Here is a 15,027-nt window from a genome sequence, read left to right as displayed (position 1 = left end):
TCTCCCTCGCCGAGCCCATCGCCGGCGCCCTTCGCCCGCCGGAACGCGGCCCATGGTACGGCGAGCGCCGGACGCCCGCCCCCGGGTGGCGGGGGGCGGGCGCCCGGCGTGTGCCGAGCGGTGCCCGGGTGGTGTCCGAGTGGTGTCAATCCGTGCTCAGCCGGTGCTCGGTCGGTGTTCAGTCGGTGTCCGACCAGCGGTCGGCCAGTGCTCGGGCGGTGCCTGGCCGTGCTCGGATGGCGTCCGAACCCGACCGCCCGGCCCTCAGGACAGCCGCCGCCCGAGCGGGATCCGGGACTTGGTGAACAGCGCCGCGAGCAGCCCCGCGACCACCGGCAGGGCCAGCACGACCAGCAGCAGCTCGCCCCACGGGGCGGTGATCAGCGCCGGCTGGGCCCCGAATCCGCTCGCCCGGGACTTCAGCAGCCCCACCGCCGGCACGAATCCGTTGGCCGCCCCGAGCAGCGCTCCGAGCAGGGCGATCAGCGCGCACTGCAGGCCCGCCATGGTCCGCCGGATCCGCGGCGGCGCGCCGACGGCGGCGAGGGTGGCCTGGTCCTGCCGGGAGTCGGCGGCCGCGAGGCCGGTGGCGATCCCGGCCGCGCCGAGGACGACCAGTCCGGCGAAGCCGGTGAGAGCCAGGGTGAGCGCGTCGCTCTTCGGCTGGTAGCCGCGTTCGACGTCCAGCTGGGCGACGCGGTCGAGTCGGACCGCGGCCGCTTCGGCGCGCTGCTGCGCCTTGCGGTCGGGCGGGGTGGCGGGCAGCCAGACCGAGCCGGTGGGCTGCGCGGAGAGCCCGAGCTTCTGGAGCGCGGAGGGCAGCAGCATGCCCTGGGCGAAGCGGGCGGCGGTCGGGTTGTCGACCACCACCGCGTCGACGGGGATCTCCTGCAGGTCGGGCTTGGGGATCTCGCCCGGCTGCAGTGGCGCGCCGCTGCCGCCGCGCAGCTGGAGCACGGTCTTCCCGTCGGCGCCGACGAAGGCCGGGTCGAAGACGAGGAGCTTTCCGTCGGCCAGCGCCCGGTCGACGGCCGGGTCGTGGATGCCGAAGAGGTTGTGCAGCACCGTGGCGTCCGCGGCGGCCAGGTGCGGGCGGTCGGTGAGGGTGCGCCAGTTCACCTGGCCCTTGAGCTGGACGGTGCTGGAGCAGTTGGGGCAGAACCGGTACACCGCTTCGGCGAGGTCGCCGCGCTGGCCGAGTCCGGTCAGCTGCTTCTCCACCTCGCCGCGCACCTGGTCGAGTCGGGGTCCGTCGCTGTAGCTGACGAGCCGTACGGCGCCGTACGGGGCCTGCGGCCGGTAGTCGCGCCGGTTCTCGGCGTCGGTGCTGGTGCTGTACACGCCGATGGCGACGGCGCCGGCGACGGCGGCCATCACCGCGGCGACGGCCGGGGCGGTGCGCGAGCGGTGCCGGGCGGAGTCGCGCAGGGCGAGCCGGGGGCCGAGCGGTAGTCTCCGGGCGGCCCGGCCGATTGCGGCGACCAGCATCGGGGTGCACAGGAGCAGTCCGATCTCGGCGGTCATCGAGCCGCCGAGCACGGTGAGGGTGCGGGTGTCGAAGCTGCTGACGGCCGGTTGGCCGTGCTGGACCGCGCTCGCGCCGTACATCGTGACCCCGGCGCCGAAGGCGACCAGCAGCAGGCCGGTCACGGTGACCCAGCGGTTGGGCCCACGGACGGTGTCCCGGCCGGTCAGCCCGGCGGTGACGCTGCGGCGGGCGGCCTGCAGGGCGGGCAGCGCCGCCGCCAGCAGGGCGGTGACCAGGCCGATGCCGGCGATCGCGAGCAGGTCCAGCGGGGGCAGCGCGAAGTGGCCGAAGCGCGTGCCACCGACCTGTTCGATCTGCGGTCGGAGCATGGCGACCACGGCGGTGCCGAGTGCGACGCCGGCCAGCGCCCCGGCCGTGCCGAGGACCAGGCCGCCGCCGAGCACGACCGCGCCGACGTGGGTGCGGCTGCCGCCGGCCGCGCCGAGCAGGGCGAGCTGGCGCCGGGAGCGGCGGGCGCCGACCGCGAAGGCGGGCCCGGCGAGCAGGGCGACTTCCAGCAGGGCCATGCCGGTGACGGTGGCGATGACCAGCTTGGTGGTGTTGTCGGCCGCCGGGTCGCGGTAGCGGTACGCGTCGCGGTAGTACGGGACGGCCGCGCGGGGCGGCGGGGCGAGTGCGACGGAGCGCGCGGTGAGCGTGAAGCCGTGGGCGTTGAACTCCTGGACCTTGGCCCAGTCGAGCGCGGCGCCCGCCGGGAGGCGGACCAGCCAGGCGGCGCGCTGGCCCGAGGCCCGCTCGGCGGCGGACTGGCCGGGCGCCGCGGCGGCGGCCAGCGGGTCGAGCAACTCGCCTGGCCGGGCGACGATTTCGACTCGGCCGAGCTCGTCCGGGTGCTCCACCACGCCGGTGACGGTGAAGGTGGTCTGCTCCAGGCCCTGGACGGTGGTGGTGCCGCCGACCTTGAGTCCGGCGTGGTCCAGGAAGGCCCGGGTGGCGGCGATCTCGTGCGGGGCGTTCGGGGCGCGGCCCTCGACCAGGTCGATGCGCCCGCGCCAGATCGGGTCGCCGAGGTTGGCCTCGGTGGTGAGGGTACGGACCAGTCCCTCGGGCGAGTTCGCGCCGGTCTCCGGCCCGGGCCGGGCCGGGGTGAGCGCGCTGCCGGGCGGCAGCAGCGAACCGGCCAGCGTCGTCGGGTCGGTGCTCGCGCCCTTCTGCTGTTCGGCCGTCGGCTGCTGGCCCGGGCGGGAGTCGACGGCGAAGGCGCCGTCCTCGGCGACCGGGGCCTGCTCGACGGTCAGGCCCGGCTTGAGCGCGGTGACCAGGGCGTCGGCTCCGCCGACCACCCGCTCGACCCGTTCGGCCGGGGAGAGTTGTCCGCTGCGGTGGACCACGTCGGCGCCGGTGACGCCGAGGACGGGCAGGGCGACCATGGCGACGATCAGGGCGCTGCGCCCCTTGGCGCGCAGGGCGTCACGGCGGGCGATGCGCAGGGCGACCCGCCAGGCTCCGAGCCTCACTGCGTCACCTCGCCCATGGCGTTGGGCTGGTGGTGCGCCGCAGGGCGGGTGGCGGAGCGGTAGCCGCGGCTCTCCGCGTCGACCGCGCCGTCCCGCAGGTGGACCACCCGGTCCGCCCAGCCGGCATGCGAGGCCTCGTGGGTGACCATCATCGCGGCCGCCCCGGCGTCGCAGCGGGCGCGCAGCACGGCGAGCACGGCGTCGCCGGTGGCGGAGTCGAGCGCCCCGGTCGGCTCGTCGGCGAGCACCAGCCGCCGTTCGCCGATCAGCGCGCGGGCGATCGCCACGCGCTGCTGCTGGCCGCCGGACATGTCGTCGGGGAAGCGGTCGGCGAGTTCGCCGATGCCCAGCTCCTCCAGCGCGGCCAGGGCCTCCCGGCGGGCCCGGCGGCCGGGGACGCCGTCGAGCTCGCGCGGCAGGGCGATGTTCTCGGCGGCGGTGAGCGCCGGGATCAGGTTGTAGTCCTGGAAGACGTACCCGATGGAGCGCCGCCGCAGGTCGGCGAGTTTGCCCCGGCCGAGGCCGCCGAGCGAGACCCCTTCCACCAGGACCTCGCCGTCGCTGGGCCGGTCCAGCCCGCCGGCCAGGGTCAGCAGGGTGGACTTCCCGGAGCCGGACGGCCCCATGACGGCGACGAACTCGCCCGGGTGGACGGCCAGGTCGATGCCGCGCAGGGCCTGCACCTCGGCGGCGCCGCGCCCGTGTACCCGGGTGACATTGGCCAGGCGCAGGACAGGCGCGGATCGGGCCGGATCGGTGTGGGACACACTTCCCCCTCGTGGGCTTCTCAACTGCATATGTCGATGAACTATATATGCCGGAAGAAGATGCTCAAGGCGAATCGGGGCTCGGTCAAACTTCTACAAAGGTGTCGAAGATGAGTCGGAAAGCGGTCCCCGGGCGCCCGGGGCCGGTCTACGCTGAGGGCGGTTCGCAGCCTTGGGCTGCGCGAAAGGCGCCCGTTCGGTGCGCCCCGGCCGGGAGGAGGCGAGAGACATGAACTGCAGTAGTCCGGGCCACAGTCGCCTCTGCCCCCGCATGCTCTCGATCACCTCCGGCGCGCGGTAACAACCTCCCCTGCGCGTCCACCCGGTGCTCCGCCTGGCTCAACCATGCTCGGACGCACGCGATCTGACGTATCGTCATGTCCGTACGGCCGCCGCCGACCGGCGGCGCCGTGCGGTCCGGCGCATGTGGTCCGACGACACGCGATCCGTCGCCGTGCGGTCCGGTGCCGTGCGGTCCGGTGCCGTGCGCCCGCAGGGGTCGCCGCCGCGTGCCCCCTGACGCTCCCTCAAGAAATGGGGCAGGGAGGCCCTGCCATGACCAACCTGATGCTGGACCCGAAGGTCCCCACAACTCGGAGTGCCCGCAACGCCGTTCTGGACGACGCCCACGTCGGCGACATCAAGGGCGCGTTCGGCACCATCCGCCTCGACGACACCACCCCCCGCCCCGGCCTGTCGGCCCGGCTGAAGACACTGCTCGCGATCGTCGGCCCCGGCCTGATCGTGATGGTCGGCGACAACGACGCCGGCGCCTTCTCCACCTACGGCCAGGCGGGGCAGAACTACGGCACCCAACTGCTATGGCTGCTGCTGATGCTGGTCCCGGTGCTGTACGTGAACCAGGAGATGGTCCTGCGGCTCGGCGCCGTCACCGGGGTCGGGCATGCCCGGCTGATCCTGGAGCGGTTCGGCAGGTTCTGGGGCGCGTTCAGCGTGATCGACCTGTTCCTGCTGAACGCGCTGACGCTGGTGACGGAGTTCATCGGCGTGACGCTCGCCGCCGGCTACCTGGGTCTGCCCAAGGCGGCCGCCGTGGTCCTGGCGGCGGCGGTCATCATCGCCTCGGCGTTCACCGGGTCGTTCCGGCGCTTCGAGCGGGTCGCGGTGACCCTGTGCGTCGGCTCGCTGCTGCTGGTGCCGATCTACTTCCTGGCCCACCCGAAGACCTCGCAGATGGCGCACGACTTCGTGACGCCCACCATGCCCGGCGGGTCGGGGCAGCTCGCCGCCGTGATGCTGGTGATCATCTCGATCGTCGGCACCACCGTCGCCCCCTGGCAGCTGTTCTTCCAGCAGTCGTACGTCATCGACAAGCGGATCACCCCGCGCTTCATGACGTACGAGAAGGTCGACCTGTGGATCGGGATCGTCGTGGTCATCGTCGGCGCGGCCGCGCTGATCGGCCTCACGGCGGCGGCCTTCGCCGGCACCGACGGCTTCGGGCAGTTCTCCGACGCGGGAGCGGTGGCCCGGGGCATCGAGGCCAAGGCCGGGCGGGTGTTCGCGATCGCGCTGCTGGACGCCTCGATCATCGGCGCGTTCGCCGTCTCGCTGTCCACGGCGTACGCGATCGGCGACCTCGACTACAACCCTGCCCTGCGCCAGCTCGGCAACCGCCTCGTCGGCATCCTCCACGGCTGCCTCAAGACCCGCACCCTCTACGACGAGGCCACCGCCTGGTCACACCACGCAACCCTCCCTGCGGCAGCTTGACACCGCTATGGCATGGGATGTCTGACAGGGCAGAGGAACGGAGGAAACGGAGGGGGAGAGGGAGTAGAACGGAAGGACCGTCACACGAACCGCCTGGGAGACCGATGCCGACCCCCGACCCCGAGCACGGGCCGCTGGTGCCGATGCTGCTGATGCTGACCGTGGTCACCGGCGTGGTGGACGCGGTCAGCTACCTCGAACTCGGCCACGTCTTCGTCGCCAACATGACCGGCAACGTGGTGTTCCTCGGCTTCGCCCTGGCCGGCGCGGCCAACCTCTCCGCCACCGCTTCGCTCGCCGCGCTCGCCGCCTTCCTGCTCGGCGCCCTGGCCGGTGGTCACCTCGCCCGCCGCCTGCCCGGCCACCGGGGCCACCTGCTGACCGCCGCCGTCGGCGTCCAGTCGGCGTTCGTCGCGGCGAGCACCGTCCTGGCGGCCGTCGTCGGCCACACCACCGAACCGGTCCGCTACACCCTGATCGGGCTGCTCGGCTTCGCCATGGGCGGTCAGAACGCGGTGGTCCGCGCGCTGAAGGTGCCCGACCTCACGACCACCGTGCTCACCATGACCATCACCGCCCTCGCCGCCGACCGAACCGGCCTCCGCCGCCTCGCCTCCGCCGTCTGGATGTTCGCCGGCGCCCTCCTCGGAGCCGTCCTCGTCCTCCACGCCAACGTCCCCACCGCTCTCGCCCTGGCCCTCGCCCTCCTCCTCGCCGTCGCCGCCCGCACGCACCACGCCGCCCGGCGCGTCCCCGCCCCGGCCTGGACCGAGCCCCGCTGAGCCACCACCCGGCTCAGTCCTCGTGGCGGTGTCCCGCACGCCCGCTCCAGCGGGGTTCGAGGCGGGCCCAGCCGTCGGTCCAGGCGGTTTCGGCGCGGCGGTCCAGGGCGTGGAGGCGCAGGCGCAGCGCGAGGACGACGAGGGCGAGCAGGGTGAGGAGGGCGCCGCTGCCGGTGCAGGCGGCGGAGAGAGCGAGGGCAGTGCGGTCGACCGGGGGAGTGGAGGCGCGGCCGGCCCGGTCGACCCAGATCGGGATGCTGCTGCCGGTGACGGTCGAGCGCGGGGCCTGGACGGTGCCGGAGCGCGGCGTGCCGTCTGGGGCGGTCCAGGTCGCCTCGACGTCGATCTGATTGCTGTAGCCCCCGGCGAAGCGGCTGCCGGTGACGGCGGCGCGCTCCGGGGCGGTGCGGACCAGGGCGTCGATCCGGTGCAGCCGTGCGTGCTCGGCGGCGGCCTGGGGTGCGGTGTCCCGGTAGAGGAGCAGTGCGCCGCCCGCGGAGAGGGCGACGGCGAGCACCGTGCCGAGCGCGGCGAGCAGCCAGGCCCGGGCGCGGGAGCGGTCGAGGGGGCGGGCGAGCGGTTCGTGCCGGGCACCGAGAGCCCGCCGCAGCTGACGGCCGGTTCGCCGCGGGAGCGACGCGGGCCTGGCCGGGCGAGGTGTGCTGGACACGTTGATGGCTCCTCAGGGGAGTGGGGGCGTACGGCGGTTCGCCACCAATTTCCACCCGACGGGCCCTCGGGCACAAGAGTCGTGCGCGTTCGTAGGAGTGCCATCGCGGGTGGGTGTCCCGCCCGTGTCGTTCGGCCTCGTGAGGCCCTGTCGCCGGGACGTTCGGCCCTGGGGCCGGGGACGTTCGGCCCTCGGCAGTGGAGGTCCCGACCGGGCAGGCTGGGTGCCGGCGGCGCCCCCCGTGCCTGGGCGCGGCCGTGGCCCGGTCGACCGTGGGGGTGCCGGGCCGAGCTGCGGGGAAGGCAGGCAGTGGTGGCAGGGGGTGGCCGTGGGGGTCACCCCCTGCTTTCCGTCGGCCGACCGGCCCTGCTTTCCGTCGGCCGACCGGCCCGCGACGGCCCTCCGCCCCGTCGCCTGCCCTCAGCGGGCGACGGGGTAGCCGTGCGTCCCGGCCCGCCGTACGTCGTCCAGCCCTGGCAGCCAACTGCCCAGGACCAGCGCGGACGGGTAGAACATCGGCTCCGGCAGCTCGTCGACCGCGAAGCGCTCCCAGCCGGCGCAGGCGTGCGGCTCGGTGACCACCGCCTCCGCCAGGCTGGGCGGCGCGAGGACGGCGGCGGTCAGCCGCGGCCGCCCGAGCTCGTGGTCGAGGTGCACGGCGAGTACCCGCATCCCCTCGGCGGGCAGCACGATGCCGGTCTCCTCGGCGAGTTCGCGGGCCGCGGTCCGCTCGAAGGACTCGCCCGGGTCGACCTTGCCGCCCGGCAGGCTCCAGGTGGGCGGCTCACCGGCGGTGGTGCGCCGGCCGATCAGCACGCGGCCGTCCCCGGTGGGCACGATGATCCCGGCGCCGAGCAGCGGTGCGGTGGTCACGTCGAGGTCTCCTTCGGGTGGTTACCGGGAATGGTTACCAGTTGCCGCGCTCGTAGTCCTTCATGAAGCAGCCGTACAGGTCCTCGCCCTGCTCGCCGCGCACGATCGGGTCGTACACCCGGGCGGCGCCGTCGACCAGGTCGAGCGGGGCGTGGAAGCCCTCGTCGGCGAGGCGCATCTTGTCCGGGTGCGGCCGCTCGTCGGTGATCCAGCCGGTGTCGACGGCGGTCATCAGGATGCCGTCGGACTCGAACATCTCCTGCGCGCTGGTGCGGGTGAGCATGTTGAGCGCGGCCTTGGCCATGTTGGTGTGCGGGTGGCCGGCGCCCTTGTAGCCGCGCTGGAACACGCCCTCCATGGCGGAGACGTTGACCACGTACTTGCGGCGGGACGGGGAGGCGGCCATCGCCGGGCGCAGCCGGCTGATCAGGATGAACGGCGCGGTGGAGTTGCAGAGCTGCACCTCCAGCAGCTCGATCGGGCCGACCTCGCTGACCGTCTGCACCCAGCTGTTGGTGTCCGCGAGGTCGGGCACCAGGCCGCCGGCGTCGATCGCGGTGCCGGCCGCGATCCGGGCGGGGGTGGCGGAGCCGGTGACCAGGGCGAGCGAGGTGACGTCCTCGGCGGCCAGCCGCTGCTTGTCGCCGCCCGCCTGGTGGGGGAGCGCGGGCAGGTCGACGCTGCCGCTGCCGAAGCGGCCGATGGTGGTGGCCTGCGGCAGCTCGCCGGCGGGCAGCGGGGCGGACTCGGCGTTGAGCAGCTCGCGGTAGGACTCCGGCGGGCGGCGCACGGTCTGCGCGGCGTTGTTGATCAGGATGTCCAGCGGGCCGTCGGCGGCGACCTCGTCGGCGAGTGCCATGACCTGGGCCGGGTCGCGCAGGTCGATGCCGATGACCTTGAGGCGGTGGATCCACTGGGCGCTGTCCGGCATCGCCTTGAAGCGGCGGATCGCGTCGTTGGGGAAGCGGGTGGTGATGGTGGTGTGGGCGCCGTCGCGCAGCAGCATCAGCGCGATGTACATCCCGATCTTGGCCCGGCCGCCGGTGAGCAGCGCGCGCTTGCCGGTGAGGTCGGCGCGGGCGTCCCGGTGGGCGCGGTTCTTGACGGCGCAGTCCTGGCAGAGGTTGTGGTAGAACGCGTCGACCTCGACGTAGCGCTGCTTGCACGTGTAGCAGGAGCGCGGGCGCTCCAGGATGCCGGCGATCTCGGTGGTGGTGACGGTGGTCAGGCCGAAGGCGCCGGCCGTCTCGTCGTCGATCCGGGTGGGCGCGCCGGTGGCGGTGCGGGCGGTGACCTCGCGGTCGTTGGCGGTCTTGCGGGCCCGGGTCTCCTGGCGGCGACGCTGCTTGAGGGTCCGGAATATGCCGCCGACGGCCTGGCGGACGGTGATCGCGTCCGGGTGGTCGACATGCAGTTCGTCGAGCTCGGCGATCACCTCCAGACAGAGCTTCAGCCGCTCCGGGTCGAGGCCGGGACCGTAGTCGATCTCCTCCTCGGTGTCCTCGTCCTGACCCTGCCGGATGTCCGTCTGCCCGATGCCCACGCCTGCTGCCGTTTCCCGTTCGCCTCGCCGTTTACCGCGTGAATGCTACGGGAGCGGTCCACGCCGAGGCGAAAAGCGGACGTGGGAGGGGGTCTTTGGATGATCGTCCATGTCTACGCGCGGAGCATTGATCACTGTTTGTGCACAGCCCCAGCAATGCTCCTCGAACTGGCTTTTGCCTCCGCCCTCACGGAGAATCGAATGCTGGGTGCAGGGCGCCCGAGTGCGCCCCGACGGCATCGCCGCAACCGCACCCGAGGTGTAATTTCTCCCAGCCAGAGAGCCCCCTTCATGCGCTTCCTGAACGACCTCAAGCCCTCGTACGACCTCACGTACGACGACGTCTTCATGGTCCCCAGCCGTTCCGCCGTGGGCTCCCGGCAGGGTGTGGACCTCTCCTCGAACGACGGCACCGGCACCACCATCCCGCTGGTCGTGGCCAACATGACCGCGATCGCCGGCCGCCGGATGGCCGAGACCGTCGCCCGCCGCGGCGGCCTGGTCGCCATCCCGCAGGACATCCCCACCGAGGTCATCGCCGACGTCATCTCCTGGGTCAAGCAGCGCCACCTGGTGTTCGACACCCCGATCACCCTCGCCCCGGGCGCCACCGTCGCCGAGGCGCTCTCGCTGCTGCACAAGCGCGCGCACGGCGCCCTCGTGGTCGTCGAGGACGGCAAGCCGGTCGGCGTGGTCGCCGACTCCGACTGCCAGGGCGTCGACCGCTTCACCAGCCTCGCCGACATCATGTCCCGCGACCTGCTGCTGCTGGACGAGCACATCGAGCCGCGCGCCGCCTTCGAGAAGCTCACCGAGGGGCACCGCAAGCTCGCCCCGGTGGTCGACGGCGAGGGCCGTCTGGTCGGCATCCTCACCCGCAAGGGTGCGCTGCGCGCCACCCTCTACACCCCGGCCGTGGACGCGGCCGGCAAGCTGCGGATCGCCGCCACGGTCGGCATCAACGGCGACGTAGCGGGCAAGGCCAAGGCCCTCATCGAGGCCGGCGCCGACGTGCTGGTGGTGGACACCGCGCACGGCCACCAGGAATCCATGATCAGCGCGCTGCGCGCGGTGCGCGGCCTGGACCCGCAGATCCCGATCGTGGCCGGCAACGTGGTCTCCGCCGCCGGTGTCCGCGACCTCGTCGAGGCGGGCGCCGACATCCTCAAGGTCGGTGTCGGCCCGGGCGCCATGTGCACCACCCGGATGATGACCGGCGTCGGCCGCCCGCAGTTCTCCGCCGTCCTCGAGTGCGCCGCCGAGGCGCGCCGACTCGGCAAGCACGTGTGGGCCGACGGCGGCGTGCGGCACCCGCGCGACGTCGCGATGGCGCTGGCCGCCGGCGCCTCCAACGTGATGATCGGCTCCTGGTTCGCCGGTACCTACGAGTCCCCGGGCGACCTGCAGACCACCGCCGACGGCCGCCAGTACAAGGAGAGCTTCGGCATGGCCTCGGCCCGGGCGGTGAGCAACCGCACCGCCCAGGACTCCTCGTACGACCGGGCCCGCAAGGCCCTGTTCGAGGAGGGCATCTCGCACTCCCGGATGTTCCTCGACCCGACCCGGCCGGGCGTCGAGGACCTGATCGACTCGATCATCGCCGGCGTGCGCAGCTCCTGCACCTACGCGGGCGCCAACAGCCTGGAGGAGTTCCAGGAGAAGGCGATCGTGGGCATCCAGAGCGCGGCCGGCTACGCCGAGGGCAAGCCGCTGCACTCCAGCTGGGCCTGATCGCCCGCATCCCCGGCGCCGGCCGGCCGGTTCCTCGCTTCGGGGAGCCGGCCGGTCGGCGCCGTGTCGGTCGGGGCGATGTCGGTCGGTGCCGTGTCGGTCGGGGTGTGTCCGTCTCCCCGCCCGAGCGGGAGTAGCAGGGCGTGGCCGAGCAGCCCGACCGAGCCGTCCAGCGCGGCGGCGAAAGCCCGGGCCGCGCCCGGCAGGTGCCGCAGCTCCCAGAGCGCCGCGACGGCGGTCCACGCCCCCTCGCGGGCCGAGGCGACCGACCACGCGCCGAGCCGGTGGGTGAGCGGCTCGGCGTGATCCAGCAGGTCGGGCCCGGGCATCAGCCGCTCCCGGACGGCCGCCTCCACCTCGGCCAGCACCCCGTTGATCCGGTGGTAGTCCTTCTCGACGGCGGCCGGTTCGCAGCCCCGGCGGCGGCAGGTGTCCACGACGGCCAGCGGCAGGTCGTGCTGGATGTGGGCGTTCATCCCGGCCAACGCGAACTGCAGCGGGTGCACGCCCGGGTGGGCGCGCAGCGCGAACAGGGCCCGCCAGCAGGCGGGCGGCTCCTGCCCGGCCGCGTCGGCGGCCACGGCCCGCAGGTACCGCCCGGCGAACACCACGTCCAGCTCGGCCATCGCCGCGGGGTCGGCGAAGTACCCGTCGGCGAGCCGCTCGCGGACCGCCTCCGTGACGTCGAGGTAGAGCCGGTTGAAGACCGCCACCCCGTCGGCTTGGGGCAGCCCCGCCCCGATCTCCCGCAGCCGGCCGACCACCTCCTCGACCGTGGCCGCCTCCGTGACCGTTGCTGCTTCCACGACTGCTGCCGTGACCACTGTCGTGACCGCTGCCGTCGTACGATCCACCGCCGTGCCGGGCATGTGCCACCCTCCGATGTCGATCGTGCACTGATCGCATCATCGTGACAGTGCCGCCGAGCCTTCGGCGGGTGCGGCGCGCGGCGGCGGCGCGGCGGTGCGGGACGTCAGTACGGCTCGTCAGCCCGGGACGTCAGCCCGGCTCATATGCTCAGCCCAGCTCGTACTCCAGGACGAAGGAGTGGGCGCCGGACTCGTCGACGGTCAGGTGGAACTCCCCGGTGATCCCGGCCAGCTCGCCCGCCCCCGTGCCCGGCACCACGCGGATCGTCGTCCCGGTGGCGTCCCAGGCCGTGTGCTGGAGCACGAACGAGCCCTTGTGCCCGTCCAGTTCACCCGTCACGTGCTCCACCGCGACGTACGACGCCGGGCCGCCGGACGGGCCCCCGACGGAGAGCATCCGCACCTCGCTCGTCCCGCTCAGCGCGCCCGTGAAGGTCTTGGCGATCCGGATCCGCCCGAAGGACGCGCCCTCCCGCTCCTCCGTCTCCACCGGCTCGAACGCCGTCAGCTCGAACGATCCCTCGGCCCTGAACCCCTCAGCCTTGAACCCCACGGCAGCGTCCCCTCGTCGATCGTCGGTCGTGGTCCGGCGGCAGGGCAGCGAGCAGGCTCCCCGCCGACCGCGCACCGAGCCTTGCACCCACCACTGACAATCGTTGCCTGCTCCCCTGAGCCCCGCCGTCCCCGCCCCGCCGACCTGTCACGGCTCCCAGCGCACCGCCAGCACCGCCGCGTCGTCGGCCGGCCCGGAGTCCCCGACCCAGCCGCCGACGTCCGCCAGCAGCGCGTCCAGCAGGTCCGCCGGGTTGCCGCCGTGCAGGCCGGGCAGTCGCTGCGCCAGCGGGTAGAACTGCCCGCCGGCGTCCCGGGCCTCCGACACGCCGTCGGTGTGCAGGACCAGCAGGTCGCCCGGCTCCGGGTCGAACCGCCGCGCCGGGTACTCGTCGCCGGTCAGCCCGAGCAGCCCCAGCGGCGGCGCCGGGAACGGGGGCTCCAGCTCGCTCACCCGGCCCGCCCGGCGCAGCAGCGGGGCCGGGTGGCCACAGTTCACGACCTGCACCGGCCCCCGGTCCGGCGCCACGTCGAGCAGCAGCGCGGTGGCGAACCGGTCCTCGTCCGGGCGGGCCGTGAGCGCCGCGTCCAGCCGTTCCGCGAGCCGCCCGGGGTCGGGCTCGGTCCGCGCCGCCTCCCGGAACACCCCGAGGACGTCCGCCGCCGTCTCCACCGCCGGGAGCCCGTGCCCCTGGACGTCGCCGAGCAGGATCCGCACCCCGAACCGGGTCTCCACCACGGCGTACAGGTCCCCGCCGATCCGCGCCTCGGCCGCCGCCGCGACGTAGCGCACCGCCACCCGCAGCGGCCCGATCCGCTCGGCCGGCGGCCGCAGCAGGGCCCGCTGCGCCGCCTCGGCCACCGTCCGGACCTGGAACAGCTCCCGTTCGCGGGCCGCCACCAGGACGACGCTGGCGGCGCTGGCCAGCGTCGAGGCCAGTACCGTGACCGGCACGCTGATCCGGACGGAGAGCGGCAGCTGCGTGTTGGCCGACTCCAGCAGCCCGACCGCGAGCAGCGCCGCCGTGCCGACCAGCAGCGGCACCCGGGCCCGCCGGGTGGTCGCCCCGGCGAGGACGGGGGCCACCGCGAGCAGCGGCGCCAGGGTGGTCCCCGGGCCGAGGGCCAGGGCGGCCACCACGGCGGCGACCAGCAGCAGGAGCGAGCCGTACAGCAGCATCCGGGTCCGTCGGGGCAGGTGCAGCGGCGGCACCCCGTCCGGGCCGTCGGCGGTCACGCGTCCTCCAGGGGTCCGTCCAGTGGTCCGTCGGAAGGCCCGACAGGGGTCCGGTAGCTGATCGACAGAGCGTCGGTGGCCGCCGGCCGAGCGAGGGCCACCGGTCCACTCTCCCCGCCCCACCCCGGCCCGGCACCTCGGCCGCGGGCCGCGGCAGCACCTCGGCCGCGGGCACGGGCGGGGCGCGCACTACGCTGGGCCGGGAGATGAGACGCAAGAGCCGCCGCCCGACCTCCCCCCTCCCGCAACGCCACGGCGTGGACCCGGTGCACCTCCGGCTGCCGCTCGAAGGCCCCTGGCCCACCCTGCGGGACCACCTGGTCGACCGGCTGCCCACCGTCCCGGCCGAGCGGATCGAGGCGGCGCTGCGCGACGGCGAGATCGTCGGCGCGCTCGGTCCGGTCGCCCCGGACGAACCGTTCCGCCCCGGCGCGCACGTCTGGTTCCACCGGGACCTCCCGGAGGAGGCGCGGGTCCCGTTCGAGCTGGTCGTGCTGTACCGCGACGAGCACCTGGTGGTCGTCGACAAGCCGCACTTCCTGGCCACCACCCCGCGCGGCAGGCACGTCACCGAGACCGCGCTCTCCCGGCTGCGGCACACCCTCGACCTGCCCGTGCTCAGCCCCGCGCACCGCCTGGACCGGCTCACCGCCGGCCTCGCCATGTTCGTCGTGCGCCCCGAGGAGCGCGGTGCCTACCAGACGCTGTTCCGCGACCGCCTGGTGCGCAAGGAGTACCGGGCGATCGCTCCGTACGACCCGGAGCTGAGCCTGCCGCGCACCGTGCGCAGCCACATCGTCAAGGAGCGCGGGGTGATCGCCGCGCAGGAGGTCGACGCGCCGCCGAACAGCGAGAGCCGGATCGACCTGCTGGAGCGCCGCGACGGCCTCGCCCGCTACCGGCTGCGCCCGCTCAGCGGACGCACCCACCAGCTGCGGCTGCACATGAGCGGCCTCGGACTGCCGATCCTCGGCGACCCGGTGTACCCGGTGGTGCTGCCCGAACCGGCCCCGGACGACTTCCGCCGTCCGCTGCAGCTGCTCGCCTCGGCGATCGAGTTCACCGACCCGCTGACCGGCCGGGAACGCCGCTTCGAGAGCCGCCGCACCCTGACCGCCTGGACCGACCCGCAGGGCTGGTCCGAGGGCTGGTCCGAGGGCGGGGCGGAAGGCTCGGGCTCGGAGGGCTCGGGCGCGGGCTCGGAGTCCCGGGTCCGTCCGCCGGTCTAGTCCCAAGGTCCGACCCGGTCCCGGTTCCGAGGGC

At 74.1% G+C, this 15,027-nt stretch carries 12 protein-coding genes; 4 read left to right on the top strand and 8 right to left on the bottom strand.

The window, feature by feature from the left end; translation table 11 throughout:
• Positions 1 to 264 precede the first annotated feature (264 nt).
• Together ACIBEC_RS02980 and ACIBEC_RS02975 are read right to left on the bottom strand one after the other, a co-directional pair.
• On the bottom strand, positions 265 to 3,006 hold the full coding sequence (locus tag ACIBEC_RS02980) for an FtsX-like permease family protein (protein WP_360491828.1): 2,742 nt from the start codon (positions 3,004 to 3,006) through the stop codon (positions 265 to 267).
• Positions 3,003 to 3,803 carry an ABC transporter ATP-binding protein gene (locus ACIBEC_RS02975; protein WP_396287701.1) on the bottom strand — a complete coding sequence of 267 codons (801 nt, stop codon included), beginning with the start codon at positions 3,801 to 3,803 and terminating at the stop codon, positions 3,003 to 3,005. Before ACIBEC_RS02975 ends, ACIBEC_RS02980 begins: the two co-directional genes overlap by 4 nt.
• Positions 3,804 to 4,328: 525 nt before the next feature.
• On the opposite strand from ACIBEC_RS02975, the gene ACIBEC_RS02970 reads away from it, so the two are divergent.
• Positions 4,329 to 5,507, top strand: coding sequence for an NRAMP family divalent metal transporter (locus ACIBEC_RS02970; RefSeq protein WP_360491822.1), 1,179 nt, complete (start codon positions 4,329 to 4,331; stop codon positions 5,505 to 5,507).
• A 104-nt stretch (positions 5,508 to 5,611) separates the two neighbouring features.
• Positions 5,612 to 6,289: a YoaK family protein gene (locus ACIBEC_RS02965; RefSeq protein WP_360491819.1), complete on the top strand. Its 678-nt coding sequence runs from the start codon at positions 5,612 to 5,614 to the stop codon at positions 6,287 to 6,289.
• A 13-nt stretch (positions 6,290 to 6,302) separates the two neighbouring features.
• Here ACIBEC_RS02965 and ACIBEC_RS02960 read toward each other — a convergent pair whose 3' ends face one another.
• The 3 genes from ACIBEC_RS02960 to ACIBEC_RS02950 form a co-directional block, all read right to left on the bottom strand.
• Complete coding sequence (locus ACIBEC_RS02960; protein ID WP_360491816.1) at positions 6,303 to 6,959, bottom strand: hypothetical protein; 657 nt, start codon at positions 6,957 to 6,959, stop codon at positions 6,303 to 6,305.
• 420 nt (positions 6,960 to 7,379) lie between these two features.
• The gene (locus tag ACIBEC_RS02955; RefSeq protein ID WP_360491813.1) at positions 7,380 to 7,832 is read right to left on the bottom strand and encodes an NUDIX domain-containing protein; all 453 of its coding nucleotides are present in this window, start codon (positions 7,830 to 7,832) and stop codon (positions 7,380 to 7,382) included.
• A gap of 34 nt (positions 7,833 to 7,866) precedes the next feature.
• Positions 7,867 to 9,369 carry an SDR family NAD(P)-dependent oxidoreductase gene (locus ACIBEC_RS02950; protein WP_360492317.1) on the bottom strand — a complete coding sequence of 501 codons (1,503 nt, stop codon included), beginning with the start codon at positions 9,367 to 9,369 and terminating at the stop codon, positions 7,867 to 7,869.
• Positions 9,370 to 9,666: 297 nt separating this feature from the next.
• Here ACIBEC_RS02950 and ACIBEC_RS02945 point away from each other — a divergent pair, with 297 nt between their 5' ends.
• Positions 9,667 to 11,106, top strand: a complete 1,440-nt coding sequence (locus ACIBEC_RS02945) for a GuaB1 family IMP dehydrogenase-related protein (RefSeq protein ID WP_360491810.1) — start codon at positions 9,667 to 9,669, stop codon at positions 11,104 to 11,106.
• Here the strand turns inward: ACIBEC_RS02945 and ACIBEC_RS02940 are convergent.
• The 3 genes from ACIBEC_RS02940 to ACIBEC_RS02930 all read right to left on the bottom strand — a co-directional run bounded on the left by ACIBEC_RS02940 (position 11,067) and on the right by ACIBEC_RS02930 (position 13,764).
• Positions 11,067 to 11,912, bottom strand: coding sequence for a DUF5995 family protein (locus ACIBEC_RS02940; protein WP_360491807.1), 846 nt, complete (start codon positions 11,910 to 11,912; stop codon positions 11,067 to 11,069). The two genes, ACIBEC_RS02945 and ACIBEC_RS02940, sit on opposite strands and share 40 nt — an antisense overlap.
• 211 nt (positions 11,913 to 12,123) lie before the next feature.
• The gene (locus ACIBEC_RS02935) at positions 12,124 to 12,528 is read right to left on the bottom strand and encodes a DUF3224 domain-containing protein (RefSeq protein ID WP_360491804.1); all 405 of its coding nucleotides are present in this window, start codon (positions 12,526 to 12,528) and stop codon (positions 12,124 to 12,126) included.
• A gap of 147 nt (positions 12,529 to 12,675) precedes the next feature.
• Positions 12,676 to 13,764, bottom strand: a complete 1,089-nt coding sequence (locus tag ACIBEC_RS02930) for a PP2C family protein-serine/threonine phosphatase (RefSeq protein WP_360491801.1) — start codon at positions 13,762 to 13,764, stop codon at positions 12,676 to 12,678.
• Positions 13,765 to 13,970: 206 nt separating this feature from the next.
• Here ACIBEC_RS02930 and ACIBEC_RS02925 point away from each other — a divergent pair, with 206 nt between their 5' ends.
• Positions 13,971 to 14,993 (top strand): pseudouridine synthase, encoded by a 1,023-nt coding sequence (locus ACIBEC_RS02925; protein ID WP_360491798.1) that lies wholly within the window; start codon positions 13,971 to 13,973, stop codon positions 14,991 to 14,993.
• Positions 14,994 to 15,027 lie beyond the last annotated feature (34 nt).

Source organism: Kitasatospora sp. NPDC051164, assembly GCF_044455625.1.
GTDB lineage: Bacteria > Actinomycetota > Actinomycetes > Streptomycetales > Streptomycetaceae > Kitasatospora.
Note: the sequence above shows the minus strand (reverse complement) of the source record. Positions and strands in the feature narration are given on the sequence as shown.

Bases quoted from the DNA above. Each gene is read 5' to 3' on its own strand.
- ACIBEC_RS02975 (WP_396287701.1), bottom strand. From the start codon at position 3,803: ATGCAGTTGAGAAGCCCACGAGGGGGAAGTGTGTCCCACACCGATCCG.
- ACIBEC_RS02970 (WP_360491822.1), top strand. From the start codon at position 4,329: ATGACCAACCTGATGCTGGACCCGAAGGTCCCCACAACTCGGAGTGCC.
- ACIBEC_RS02965 (WP_360491819.1), top strand. From the start codon at position 5,612: ATGCCGACCCCCGACCCCGAGCACGGGCCGCTGGTGCCGATGCTGCTG.
- ACIBEC_RS02945 (WP_360491810.1), top strand. From the start codon at position 9,667: ATGCGCTTCCTGAACGACCTCAAGCCCTCGTACGACCTCACGTACGAC.
- ACIBEC_RS02925 (WP_360491798.1), top strand. From the start codon at position 13,971: ATGAGACGCAAGAGCCGCCGCCCGACCTCCCCCCTCCCGCAACGCCAC.